Below are 13160 nucleotides of genomic sequence, written 5' to 3' on the forward strand. Positions count from 1 at the left end.
CCATTCATTGTTATTAGTAAGTCACCCTAGACTAAGAGGAATTTGATGCAGCGCACACGAATGATTTCGATGATATAAATTCACATTTTGGATAAAGCGACAACTCTCCTATGAGGCGCAAAGAGGTGTTGAAAACACAGCAGAACATCAACAGCCCAGCAACAGCGCGGCAACAACAGATTCTGTTGTTTTTTATATTGCGGGAAGGATTTAACAGTATTTATGCTGCGGCGCAGCATATCAAATGGGAAAATGGCCGGATATTTTTGAATTTCGGAGCATTTTGATGTGAGTCAAAAAATGCGGAGAAAATTACCACGCATCTATAGCTGATAATTGCGGGAATTGACGCGCAGCGCGGCGCTTGCGGGCGCTGGAGCAGACAGGGAACTGGTCACCATGTTGCTGCGACGACAGCAACATGACCTAGTCTAACCTGTTGATTTTAAGAGAAATTATGGTGCGGCTGGCGGGGATCGAACCCACGACCCTTGGCTTCGGAGGCCAATACTCTATCCACTGAGCTACAGCCGCGACAGGGGGGATACACGAAGGTGTGCCGTAGGATACCGTTTTTATTGGCAACCGTCCATGGGGTAGTGTCGTTTTAAACAAGTTTGCGTTTCCCTCGCGGCATTCTTGTGTCTATAATCAGCCGTTTGGTGAATGTTTTACAAGGTAGCTGCTGATCCACTCTTCGCGCCACCCGGCATGAATTTAGTCTGTTAAGGAAATCATGAGCGATACACATAACGAACACGAATCCGTCATCAGAACGCCAAAGCAACTCGTGATAGCTGTTATCGGCTTCTTCGCAATAGTCATTTTCGGCATTGTTCTTCTGGTCCAGTTTGTCACGACTACCAAGCTGACGGGCGCTGGCTCCAACAGCCAGGCCCCGGAAGAAATCGCCACCCGCATCGCCCCCGTCGCTGACGACGGCTATACCCTCAAAGACGCCAACGGTCCGAAAGTGCTGCAGACCGGCGAAGCCATCTACACCTCGACGTGCGCGGCCTGCCATGGTGCTGGCGTGGCTGGTGCGCCGAAGTTCGGTGATGCCGGCGCCTGGAGCGCGCGCATCTCGCAAGGCTACGACACGGTGGTCAAGCACGCGCTGGAAGGCCTGCGCGCCATGCCAGCCAAAGGCGGCAATCCGGATCTGGATGATGTGGAAGTGGCGCGCGCTGTGGTCTGGATGGCCAACCATGCGGGCGGCAAGTTCAAGGAACCTGAAGTGCCAGCAGCACCAGCCGCTGCTGCTGCTGCGGAACCCGCCAAAGACGCTGCCAAATAAGCTGCCTCCACCACCAAATAAAAAACCGGCCTTCAGGCCGGTTTTTTTATCAGCTGCACAAACCGAAGGCTTTACGGTCGGCGAAGTAGCGGTAAGTGAAGGTACGCATCGGATACTTGTGCAGCGCAATCTCGAACGCGGGCGGCGTCAGGTCGAAGCGCTGCGGCAATTTCTCGGTCACGCGCAGGCGCACGCGCCAGATGGTTTCCTCGCCGGTGGCGCCGGCGATCAGCATGTCCGGCACTTTGGGAATCGACTCGACGATTTCGGCCGGTGAATTGGTGGTGCGCTGATAGAAGGTGACCAGCTGCGCCTTGGCCACGACCGGGCCTTTAGGCTGCGTGACCGTATAGTCGCGGGTCTGGAACAACGCGCGCTCGCCACGCGGCACCAGGTACACAAACGTGAACTCGGCGCCGCCATCCGGCAGCGTCACGGGCGGCGTGGTCGATACGCTGATCCCGCGCGGCAGCTCGAAGCGCGAGCCTTCCTGCCAGTTGCTGCACTCCGGCGTCTTGGCCATGTACACATCAACCGGTGTGAAAGATTCGCCACAGGCACTCAACAACAGCGGCAAGATAAGAGGAGCGGAGTAACGCAGGCGCATGAAATCAAACGTCTTGATCGGAAGCCGCTAGTGTAACACCGGGGTCTAACACCGGGGTCGGGTCTAACACCGGGGTCAGTTCTTGCAATCCAACACGAGCTCTGCCGTAGCGGTCGCTACGGCAGAGCTCGTGTTGGATTGCAAGAACTGACCCCGGATTAAAAAAGGCCGCATCGCTGCGGCCTTGGCTTGCTTAGATCATTACCACATGATCACGCGGTCTTTTGGTGCCAGGTACATCTTGTCGCCTGGCTTGACGCCAAAGGCGTCGTAGAAGCCTGGCTGGTTGCGCATCGGGCCGTTGGCGCGGAACTGGCCTGGCGAGTGCGGGTCGGTCTTGATCTGGACGATCTGCTGCGCTTCACGCATTTTCAGACGCCATACCTGGGCAAAGCCCATGTAGAAACGCTGGTCGCCAGTCAGACCGTCGATGACCGGGGCTTTCTTGCCTTTCAGCGACAGCTTGTAGGCTTTGTATGCAATCGCCACGCCGCTGTTGTCGGCGATGTTTTCGCCCAGGGTCAGTTCGCCGTTGACGTGGTAGCCAGGCAGCGGGCTGAACTGGTTGTACTGCTCGACCAGCATCTTGGTCTTGGCGCCAAACGCTTTGTGGTCGGCGGCGGTCCACCAGTCGCGCAGGTTGCCGTCGCCGTCGTACTGGGCGCCCTGGTCGTCGAAGCCATGGCTGATTTCGTGGCCGATCACGCCGCCGATGGCGCCGTAGTTGACCGCGTCATCCGCGTCCGCATTGAAGAACGGCGCCTGCAGGATCGCTGCCGGGAACACGATTTCGTTCATTTCCGGGTTGTAGTAGGCGTTGACGGTCTGTGGCGTCATGCCCCATTCGTCGCGGTCGATCGGTTTGCCCAGCTTGTTCAGTTCCTTGTTGTAGTCGAACTGGTGCGAACGGATCACGTTGCCGACCAGGTCGTCCTTGCTGACCACCAGCGCCGAGTAGTCGCGCCATTTGTTCGGGTAGCCGATCTTGGTGGTGAACTTGGCCAGCTTGGCTTGCGCCTGCTTCTTGGTGGCTGGGGTCATCCAGTCCAGCTTGTCGATGCTGGTCTTGTAGGCGGCCAGCAGGTTTTTCACCAGCGCTTCCATGCGGGCTTTACGTTCGGCCGGGAAGTGCTCTTCCACGTACAGCTTGCCGACTACTTCACCCAGCGCGCCTTCGGTCACGCTGACGCCGCGTTTCCAGCGTGGACGCTGTTCGGTTACGCCGCTCAGCACGGTGCCGTAGAACGCGAAGTTTTCATCCACGAAGGCTTTGCTCAGGTAAGGCGCGTTGGCGCGTACCACTTGCCATTGGAAGTAGGCTTTCAGGGTCTCCAGCGGGGTCGCTTCCAGCAGCGCGGTCATGCCTTTGAGGTAGCTAGGCTGGCTGACGATCACGTAGCTGGCTTTGCCGGCCACGCCAGCGTCGGTCAGATAGGCGTTCCAGTCGTAGCCTGGCGCCACCTCGCCCAGCTTGGCGATGTCGACCTTGTTGTAGGCCTTGATCGGGTCGCGCAGCTCGACCTTGGTCCATTGCAGCTTGGCCAGTTCTTTTTCGAACTCGACTACCGCGTGGGCGGTGGCGGCGCCGTGGGCATCGCCTGCCAGCGTCAGCATTTTGCCGACGTGCAGTTCGTACTTGGCCAGTGCGTCCGCCAGTTTGGCGTCGTCGGCTTTCAGGTAGTAGTCACGGTCCGGCAGGCCCAGGCCGTCCTGGTACAGGTCGGCCACGTATTTGGTCGAATCCTTGTTGTCCTGGTGGATGCCGTAGCCGTACGGTGCGCTCACGCCGATCTGGTTGAAGTGCGAGATCAGTGCCGGCAGCTGTTTCTTGTCGGTGATGGCGGCCACTTTGGCCAGTTCGCCGTTCAGCGGGGTGATGCCCAGCTGTTCCAGCTTGGCTTCGTCCATGAAGCTGTTGTAGAAGTCGCCGATGCGCTGGGCGTCCGGACCGCCGTTCTTGCTGGCGGCAGCGCCTTCGATAATCGCGCGCAGTTGCGGCTGGATGTCATCACGCAGCTTGGCGAAAGAGCCCCAGCTCGATTTGTCGGCCGGGATTTCGGTCGCGGCCAGCCATTTGCCGTTCATGTGGGTGAACAGGTCGTCCTGCACACGGACCGACGGGTCGATGTATTCCACGGCGATGCCGGAGGCTGGCTTGCTTGCTACTTTTGCGCTGGTAGGAGCGGCGCTTTTGGCGCTATCCGCTGCGCCTGCCAGGCCTGCGATCAGGCTCAGCATCAATGCACTTACGAGATGACGTTTCACGGGATTTTCCTTCTAAATTAAGTGAAGGCCCATTGCTCTGATGGGCCGTACGGCTTTATATCACAGCATTACCACATAATGACACGGTCTTTAGGCGGCAAATACAACTTATCTCCGGCTTTAACGCCGAAAGCCTCGTAAAAACCTGGCTGATTACGCACCGTGCCATTGGCGCGGAACTGGTCCGGCGAATGCGGGTCGACTTTGAGATAAACGATTTGCTGCGCGTCGCGGATCTTGCTGCGCCAGACCTTGCCAAAGCCCATGTAAAAACGCTGCTGGCCCGTCAAACCATCAATCACCGGCGCCGGTTGACCATTCAGCGACAGCAGGTAAGCCTTGTAGGCAATCGCCGCGCCGCTGTTGTCGGCGATGTTTTCGCCCAGAGTCAGCTCGCCGTTGACGTGGTAGCCCTTGACCGGGCTGTAGGCGTTGTACTGCTTGACCAGCATCTTGGTCTTGGCCGCGAAGTTCTTGTGGTCGGCCTTGGTCCACCAGTCGCGCAGGTTGCCGTCGCCGTCGTACTGCGCGCCCTGGTCATCGAAGCCGTGGCTGATTTCGTGGCCGATCACCGCGCCGATGGCGCCATAGTTGACCGCATCATCGGCGTCGGCATTGAAGAACGGCGGCTGCAGGATCACGGCCGGGAACACGATCTCGTTCATCTCCGGGTTGTAGTAGGCGTTCACGGTTTGCGGCGTCATGCCCCATTCATCGCGGTCGATCGGTTTGCCCAGCTTGTTGACTTCCTTGGCGTACTCAAACGCGCGCGAACGCATCCGGTTGCCCACCAGGTCGTCCTTGACCACCACCAGCGTCGAGTAATCACGCCACTTGTTCGGATAGCCGATTTTGGTGGTGAACTTGGCCAGCTTGGCTTGCGCCTGCTGCCTGGTTTCCGGCCCCATCCAGTCCAGCGTGTCGATGCTTTGCCCAAACGCGGCCAGCAGATTCTTCACCAGCGCTTCCATGCGCGCCTTGCGCTCGGCCGGGAAGTATTGCTCAACGTAGAGCTTGCCCAACGCTTCGCCCAGCGCGCTGTCGGTGGCGTTGACGGCCCGCTTCCAGCGCGGCTCCTGCTCGTCCACACCGCTCAGCACCTTGCCGTAGAAGGCGAAATTCTCTTGCGCGAAATCCTTGGACAGATAAGCGGCGTTACCGTGCAATACCTGCCATTGGAAGTACACCTTCCAGGTCGCCAGCGGCACTTTGTTGAGCACCTGGTTAAAGCCGGTGATGTAGCTCGGCTGGCTGACAATCACGTAATCGACCTTGCCGCCGATGCCGGTATCGTTGAGCCACGTGGTCCAGTCGTAACCGGGCGCCAGCCTGGACAGCTGGGCCAGCGGCACCTTGTTGTAAGCCTTGACCGGATCGCGTAACTGCACCTGCGTCCACTGCACCTTGGCCAGCTCGGTTTCCAGCGCAACGATGGCTTTCGCGTCCGCCGCCGGATTGGGGTTGCCGGCCATGCCCAGCATTTTGGCGACGTGCAGCTCGAACTTGGCCAGCGCATCAGCCAGCTTCTTGTCCGACTTCTTGAGGTAGTAATCACGGTCCGGCAGGCTCAGGCCTTCCTGCACGATGTCGGCCACGTACTTGGTCGAATCCTTGTTGTCCTGATGAATGGTAAAGGCGTACGGCGCGATGTAGTAGCGGTTGAAGTGGGCAATCAGCGCCGGGATCTGCTGTTTGTCATTGAGCGCGGCGACGCGGTCGAAGTCGGCCTTCAACGGCGCCAGGCGCAACTCCTCCAGCCTGGCTTCATCCATATAGCTGGCGAAGAAATCGCCGATGCGCTGGGCGTCCGTGCCTGGCTGCTTGTTGGGGTCGGCCGCGGCCGCTTCGATGATGGCGCGCAGCTGCGGCTTGGTGTCATCATCGAGCTTTTCAAACGAGCCCCAGCTCGACTTGTCGGACGGGATTTCCGTGCGCGCCAGCCATTTGCCGTTGAGGTTTTTAAAGAAATCGTCCTGCGGGCGGACGCTCGTGTCGATGTTGGCCACATCCACGCCCGAGGTTTTAGGTTCTGCATGTACGCCAGCCGAGGCCAGCAGCGCCAGCATCAGGGCGCTGAGCAAATGTGCTTTCAAGACTATATCTCCGATATATGTATAGGCAAGTCTTGCAACCATAACAAAAAAGCCACGCCAGGTCACCCCGGGTGGCTTTTTTTACGCGGGAAAAACGCTTACCAGATAATCACGCGCTGTTCGGGCGCAACATACAGCTTGTCGCCCTGCTTGACGCCAAACGCGTCATAGAAGCCCGGCTGGTTGACCACCGGACCATTGGTGCGGAACTGGCCCGGCGAATGCGGATCGGTCTTGATCTGCAGGATCTGCTGGTTCTCGCGCATCTTCACGCGCCAGATCTGGCCAAAGCCCATGTAGAAGCGCTGCTCGCCCGTGAAGCCATCGATCACCGGCGCCGGCTTGCCGCCCAGCGACAGCAGATAAGCCTTGTAAGCGATGGCCACGCCGCTGTTGTCGGCGATGTTTTCGCCCAGCGTCAGTTCGCCATTGACGTGGTAGCCAGGCAGCGGGCTAAAGCTGTTGTACTGCTGGACCAGCGCGTCGGCCTTGGTCTTGAAGTTGGCGCGGTCTTCCTTGCTCCACCAGTCGCGCAGGTTGCCGTCGCCATCGGACTGGCTGCCCTTGTCGTCGAAGCCATGGCTGATCTCGTGGCCGATGACGGCGCCAATCGCGCCATAGTTCACCGCATCGTCGGCGCGCGCGTCAAAGAACGGCGGTTGCAGGATCGCGGCCGGGAACACAATCTCGTTCATGGTCGAGTTGTAGTAGGCGTTGATGGTTTGCGGCGTCATGCCCCACTCTTCGCGGTCGACCGGCTTGCCCAGCTTGGTGATCATGCGCTGGTACTGGAAGTTGGACGAACGCAGCACGTTGCCCACCAGGTCGTTCTTGATGATGGTCAGCGACGAATAGTCGCGCCACTTGGTTGGATAGCCGATCTTCGGCGTGAACTTGGCCAGCTTGGCCTGCGCTTCGATCCTGGTGGCCGGGCTCATCCAGTCCAGGCTGTCGATGCTGGTCTTGTAGGCGGCCAGCAGGTTCTTCACCAGCGCATCCATGCGCGCCTTGCGCTCCGGCGGGAAGTGCTCGGCCACATACAGCTTGCCCAGCGCTTCGCCCAGGCTGCCTTCCACCAGCGACACCGCATCTTTCCAGCGCGGACGCTTGACGGCCACGCCGGTCAGCACCGTGCTGTAGAAATCAAAGTGCGCGTCGGCGAAATCGCTGGACAGGTAAGGCGAGGTTTCCTGCAGCAGCTGCCATTGGAAGTAAGCCTTCCAGGTCGGCAGGTCGGTCTTGTCCAGCACGGCATTGAAGCCGCTCAGGAACGACGGCTGGCGCACGATCACGTCGCTGATCTTGTTGCCCACGCCCGCTGCGGCCAGCGCGTGGCCCCAGTCATAGCCGGGCGCCAGTTCGGCCAGCTGCTTGACCGGCATCTTGTTGTAGGTCTTGACCGGATCGCGGTTCTCGACCTTGGTCCATTGCGCTTCCGCCAGGGCGGTTTCCAGCGCGACGATTTTTTTGGCGTTGGCAGCGGCTTCGTGGTCGCCGGCCAGGCCAAGGATCTTGGCGATGTGCAGCTCATACTTGGCCAGCGCACTGGCCATCTTCGGATCGTCTTTTTTCAGATAGTAGTCGCGGTCCGGCAGGCCGAGGCCGCTCTGGCCGATATACACCGCATACTTGGTCGACGCGCGCGCATCCTGGCGCACGCTGACGCTGTACGGCGTGGTAATGCCGATCTGGCCCAGGTGGGCGATCAGCATGGGCAGGCCTTTCTTGTCCTTGAGCGCGCGGATGCGGTTCAGCTCGCCGGTGACGGGACGGAAGCCCAGCTCATCGAGCTTCTTCTCGTCCATGAAGCTGGCGTACAGGTCGGCGATTTTCTGCGGTTCGCTGCCGGCTTTCTTGCCCTTCTCCGCTTCCGCCTTTTCGATCAGCTCGCGCAGCTGCGGCAAGGTATCGTCGCGCAGCTTGGCAAACGTGCCCCAGCTGGCTTTGTCCGATGGAATCTCGGTGGTCTTCAGCCAGCTGCCGTTCAGATAGGTGAAGAAGTCATCTTGTGGCCGCACGCTGGTGTCCATATTGGGAATTTCGATGCCGGAGACCGGTGCGGCAGGCTCCGCAGCGGTGGCAAAGGCAGTGACGAGGCTCAGGGTCAGTGCGCTCAGCAGAAGTGGTTTCACAGCTTGTCCTTATGGTTAGAACTTCATTTCATATTTGACGCTCCAGACCGTGTAAGTCTGGTTGATCGTGTTGGCCAGTTGTGTCAGGCCATTGCCGATCACCGTATTGGCGCCGATGGCGTCCTCCGCCGCCAGGTTGTTGGCGGAAATGCGCAGCTGATTGCGGGCGTTGAACTTCCACAAGGCATAGGCATCCAGTGAACGCTTGCGGCTAGTGTAAACCAGCTGCGACAGACTGCTCTGGATCAGCGTCTCCGGCGTCCAGTTCAGGCTGCCGCCCAAGGTCAGCGGCACAGCCTTCATGCGGTAGTCCAGGCCGACGTTGGCGGTCTGTTTGGGCTGCGCATCCAGGCGATTGTTCGGGCCAGGGATGTCGTCCACGCTGGACCAGAAATGGCTGTAGTTGGAGCGGAAATCAATCGCCGGCGCGTCCGCCACCAGTTCCTGCAGCTGGAACTTGGCTTCCAGTTCGATGCCCTTGGTGCGCGCGTGACCGATATTGCGCGGCGTCGATACCCAGCGCGGGCCGATGCTGGTCTGCTGCTGCGAGATATCGCGCCGTATCAGGTCATCGATGTCGCGGATGAAGCCGCTCACGCTGACAATGCCCGCGCGGCCCAGGTAGTGCTCGTAGGCGAGGTCCAGCCCCGTCGCCAGTTCCGGCTTCAGGTTGGGATTGCCGGTGCGGTCCGGACGTGACGGCGAGTTCAGCCGCGACAGCGACGGCAAGGCAATCAGGTCCTGGATATTGGCCGCTTTGTAGCTCTTGGTCAGGCTGGCGCGGATCTGGTCTTTCTGGCTGCCGGGAATGCGGTACACGGCATGCAGCAGAGGGCTCAGCACGCTGCTGGTGTTGCTGATGTCGCCGGCCGCATTGCTGCTGGTGGTGCGGATGCCTTCCCAGCGCACACCGGCATAGCCCGACCATTGCGAGGAGATATCCCACTCATCCTGCACGAACGCCGCCAGGCGGCGCGTATTGGCCGTGAGGTTGTCGCCCGAGCCGTCAAACTGAGCCTTGCCGTCCTTATCGAGCGAGGTCTTGGTTTCCTCGCGGTGACCCAGCTCGATGTCCCAGCCGGCCGCCAGCGCATGCTGCCGGCCGATCGGCGTGCTGTACTTGCCGCCGCTGTTGGCGCTGCGGTCCCGCACGCTGGCGGTATCGACGTAGCGGTTGAGGAAAACGCCTGCTGCATCGTACTGGTAGCGCACCGAGTCGTTGTCGCTGTGGCCGGCGCCGAAGCCGAACTTGACGTCCAGCTTGGATGCGCCGTCCAGTTTGTGTACCCAATTGCCGAAGCCGCGCAGGAAGGTGGATTCGGAATGCGTGCTGGTCAGTGCCAGGTTGTACTCAGGCGGTTGCAGGCCGGCATTCTGCAGCAGGTCGCTGCGCGCGTTGCCGTCGCTGCGGTTGACCATCACAAAAGGCTGGAAGTTCAGCGTGTCGCCGCTGTCAAATTTATAGGACAGGCGCGGCGTCAGATGCAGGCCGCGCGTTTCGCGCGTGGTCTGGTCGTGGACGCTCTCGTCCTCCACCGTCACGCCATCGTCGCGCGTATCGAGGTTGTGCGTTTCGCTCTGGTCGTGCTGATGGTTTTCAAACACCGAGCCGGTCAGCAGCCAGGTCAGGTTGCCGGTCTTGCCCGGCACTGTCAGCGAGAGATTCGGCGCATGGCGGCCCTGCTCGACCGTATCCGTGAGCTTGAGCTGGTTGTCGCGCTGCAGGTAGCCGTCACGCAGGATGATGTTGATGGTGCCGGCAATGGCGCGTGTGCTGTGTTCCGCCACCGGGCCGCGCATGATCTCGATGCGCTCCACCTGGTCCGGCGACAGCGACTCCATTGAGAAGCCGGCTGGCGGACGTTCGCCGTTCAGCAGGATCTGTGTATAGCCACTGCCCATGCCGCGCATCCGCACGTCGCCGCCACGGCCGGGGCGGCCGCCGATGGTCACGCCCGGCAGGCGCTTGAGCACATCGCCCAGGTTGCTGTCGCCATTGCGGTCGAGCTCCTCGCGGCCATAGACCTGCTTGCCCGCCACCGAGTTGCGGCGTTCGTCCATATCGCTGGCGCGCCCGCCGCTGATGGTGACTTGCTGGATCTGCTTGCCATCCGCAGCGGCTTTGACCGCCGGCTGCGCTGCATCCGCCGCCGCGTTGGAAGTCTGCGCGCCAGCGTCAGCCGCGCCCAGCATGGCCAGCCAGGCGAGGGGAAATAATTTGCTCATGATCGTGTGGGTGGAATTCTTGCGGGAATTCTACCGTCAGCACGGGCCGCAAATCCGCTTGCAGCCTGCTTTTTACTTTACGATACACAAGCCAGGGCTGCTGCTAGCTGCCACCGCCTGGCAGGCTGATATTGGCGCCGCCCGGCCCTTTCATGCTGGCGCCGCCGCGACGGCCACCGCTGCGATGCTCGCCGCCCTCTTCCTTGTGCTCCGGGCGGGCGCCGCCGCCATTGTCCTGCGCGCGCTGCAATTGTTCGCTGATCAGCTGCACCACCATCTGGCGCTGGCTTTCCGTCAAGGCATCGTTGACAGTCAGCCACCATTCGCGCAGCTGCCTTTCCTCGCTGGCGCCGAGTGTGGTCTCCTCATCTATCGCCTTGCTCAGATCGCGCAATTCGGCAGTGGCGCTTTGGGCGCCGGCCAAGGTGGCCTCCTGCAAGCGCTCGCGGCGCGCCTTACGTTCGCGCAGCAGGTTGCGGGTTTTGGTTTCCGTCTGCGACCACAGCGTCTGCTGGTTGGCGTTCAGGTTCAGCGACTTCTTCAGTTCGGCGGCCATCGGCAGATAATCGTCCGCGCGCATGTCCATCACCGGTGTCGCCAAGGCGGACGACAACATTGCCGACAAGGCCAGCGCAGCACTCAGGCGGCACAGGGCCAGGGAGGAGGAACGTGACAACAATCGCATGCAAGACTCCGTAGATAAAAAAAAGCCTGCGCTTGGGGCGCAGGCGAAAACCACTTCAGGGTAGAGAGAAATACGAGCTCAGTGTAGGTCGCGGTTTTTGCTGTTACAGGGCTTCTTACAATTATTTACTGTCGTGAACGTTAGGGATACACAGCGTACAAAACAGCAAACTTGGTCTTTCGCCAAGCGGGCATTGGTGCGCTTTAAAAGTCAACGGAAAGCGTTGTAAATCCTCGTAAAGGTATAAATCATTTCGTGATGGCTACTACGTTTGCTCGAAATCAGGTTTATACTCATTTCATGCAGGCTGCAAATCCGCAGCGGCTAGCTTTGACAGGTGAAACATGGGCAAGAAATTAAAGAATTCCGGTCTGGTCGGACTGGGCGTGGTAGCTGGCGTGGCCATCTCCCTGCAATTCTCCGCAATGGCGCAAAAGCCTGCGGACCCGCCGTTGCCACTGGAAGAGTTGCGCCAGCTGGCCGATGTCTTCGGCCTCATCAAGTCCGATTACGTCGAGCCGGTCGAAGACAAGAAGCTGCTGACCGAGGCCATCTCGGGCATGGTGGCCTCGCTGGATCCACACTCCGCCTACCTGGACAAGAAAGCCTACGCCGAACTGCGTGAAGGTTCGCAGGGCAAGTTCGTTGGCCTGGGCATCGAGATCGGCCAGAGCGAAGATGGCTACATCAAGATCGTCGCGCCGATTGAAGATTCGCCAGCCTGGCGTGCCGGCATCAAGCCAGGCGACCTGATCAGCCGCCTCGACAACACGCCCGTCAAAGGCCTGTCGCTGGACGACTCCATCAAGAAGATGCGCGGCGAGCCCAACAGCAGAGTCAGCCTGACCGTGCTGCGCAAGGGCGAAGCCGAGCCGCTGGTGTTCAACATCACGCGCGAAGAAATTCACCAGAAGAGCGTGAAAGGCAAGATGATCGAACCGGGCTACGCCTGGCTGCGCATCTCGCAATTCCAGGAGCCGACCGTCGATGACATGGCTGCCAAGATTGCCGAATTGTACAAACAGGATCCGAACATCAAGGGCCTGATACTGGACCTGCGCAATGATCCGGGCGGCGTGCTGCAGGGCGCGATTGGCGTCGCTGCCGCGTTCCTGCCGAAGGACTCGCCGATTGTGTCCACCAACGGCCAGTTGCCGGACCAGAAACAGATCTTCTACGGCCGTCCCGAATACTACGCCCTGCGCAACGAGACTGATGCACTGGCCAAGCTGCCAACCGCCCTCAAGCGCGTGCCGATGGTGGTGCTGGTCAACACCGGTTCCGCCTCGGCCTCCGAAATCGTCGCCGGTGCGCTGCAGGATTACAAGCGCGCCGACATCATCGGTACCCAGACCTTTGGCAAGGGCTCGGTACAAACCATCCGCCAGCTGACCGCCGACACCGCCGTCAAGCTGACCACCGCGCGCTACTACACGCCAAATGGCCGCTCGATCCAGGCCAAGGGCATCACGCCGGACGTGGCGGTGGACGAATACGCTGACGGCGATGGCCTGAACGCACTGCGCACGCGCGAAGCGGACCTGGACAAGCACCTGGTCAACGACCGCGAGGCGGAAGGCGAAAAAAGCAAACGCGATGAGCTGGAAGAACAGCTGCGCATCGTCGCGCTGGAGAAGAAACGCAAGCCACTGGATTACGGCAGCGGCGAAGACTTCCAGCTGCAGCAGGCGATCAACCACCTGAAAGGCCTGCCGGTACAAACTGCCAAGCCTGCCACCACGGTGGTTTCGGCCGACGCCGGCCTGAAAAAAGACCTGGCTAAAAAATAAAACCCGCACTGCGGCCACAGGGGTCTGACCCCGTACGGGGTCCGACCCCACGTCTCCGGTATGCG

9 protein-coding genes, 1 tRNA gene and 1 pseudogene are annotated in these 13160 nt (G+C 60.2%); 3 read left to right on the plus strand and 8 right to left on the minus strand.

Going from position 1 to position 13160, the window contains the following annotated elements; translation table 11 throughout:
* Window positions 1-125 precede the first annotated feature (125 nt).
* Window positions 126-287 (plus strand): hypothetical protein, encoded by a 162-nt coding sequence (locus GTP58_RS12410; protein ID WP_161077737.1) that lies wholly within the window; start codon window positions 126-128, stop codon window positions 285-287.
* 171 nt (window positions 288-458) lie between these two features.
* Here GTP58_RS12410 and GTP58_RS12415 read toward each other — a convergent pair.
* Window positions 459-534 (minus strand) — tRNA-Arg (locus GTP58_RS12415).
* A 202-nt stretch (window positions 535-736) separates the two neighbouring features.
* Here GTP58_RS12415 and GTP58_RS12420 point away from each other — a divergent pair.
* Window positions 737-1297, plus strand: a complete 561-nt coding sequence (locus GTP58_RS12420) for a cytochrome c5 family protein (RefSeq protein ID WP_161077738.1) — start codon at window positions 737-739, stop codon at window positions 1295-1297.
* Window positions 1298-1346: 49 nt separating this feature from the next.
* Here GTP58_RS12420 and GTP58_RS12425 read toward each other — a convergent pair whose 3' ends face one another.
* The 7 genes and pseudogenes from GTP58_RS12425 to GTP58_RS12450 form a co-directional block, all read right to left on the minus strand.
* Complete coding sequence (locus GTP58_RS12425; protein WP_229215550.1) at window positions 1347-1820, minus strand: hypothetical protein; 474 nt, start codon at window positions 1818-1820, stop codon at window positions 1347-1349.
* A 285-nt stretch (window positions 1821-2105) separates the two neighbouring features.
* Complete coding sequence (locus GTP58_RS12430; protein WP_202413710.1) at window positions 2106-4142, minus strand: M13 family metallopeptidase; 2037 nt, start codon at window positions 4140-4142, stop codon at window positions 2106-2108.
* Between the two features lie 95 nt (window positions 4143-4237).
* Window positions 4238-6235, minus strand: coding sequence for a M13 family metallopeptidase (locus tag GTP58_RS12435; protein ID WP_202413711.1), 1998 nt, complete (start codon window positions 6233-6235; stop codon window positions 4238-4240).
* A 125-nt stretch (window positions 6236-6360) separates the two neighbouring features.
* Window positions 6361-8394, minus strand: a complete 2034-nt coding sequence (locus GTP58_RS12440; protein ID WP_161077741.1) for a M13-type metalloendopeptidase — start codon at window positions 8392-8394, stop codon at window positions 6361-6363.
* A gap of 15 nt (window positions 8395-8409) precedes the next feature.
* On the minus strand, window positions 8410-9777 hold the full coding sequence (locus GTP58_RS31915) for a TonB-dependent receptor plug domain-containing protein (protein WP_373924744.1): 1368 nt from the start codon (window positions 9775-9777) through the stop codon (window positions 8410-8412).
* Window positions 9778-10161: 384 nt separating this feature from the next.
* A pseudogene (locus GTP58_RS31920) lies at window positions 10162-10620 on the minus strand (TonB-dependent receptor plug domain-containing protein); the annotation flags it as partial.
* Between the two features lie 103 nt (window positions 10621-10723).
* The gene (locus GTP58_RS12450; RefSeq protein WP_161077743.1) at window positions 10724-11305 is read right to left on the minus strand and encodes a hypothetical protein; all 582 of its coding nucleotides are present in this window, start codon (window positions 11303-11305) and stop codon (window positions 10724-10726) included.
* Between the two features lie 344 nt (window positions 11306-11649).
* Between GTP58_RS12450 and GTP58_RS12455 the strand changes: the two genes are divergently transcribed.
* Window positions 11650-13095, plus strand: a complete 1446-nt coding sequence (locus GTP58_RS12455; RefSeq protein WP_072782666.1) for a S41 family peptidase — start codon at window positions 11650-11652, stop codon at window positions 13093-13095.
* The last annotated feature ends 65 nt before the right edge of the window (window positions 13096-13160 follow it).

It is taken from the genome of Duganella sp. CY15W (genome assembly GCF_009857555.1).
In the GTDB taxonomy this organism is placed as follows: Bacteria; Pseudomonadota; Gammaproteobacteria; order Burkholderiales; family Burkholderiaceae_D; genus Rugamonas; species Rugamonas sacchari.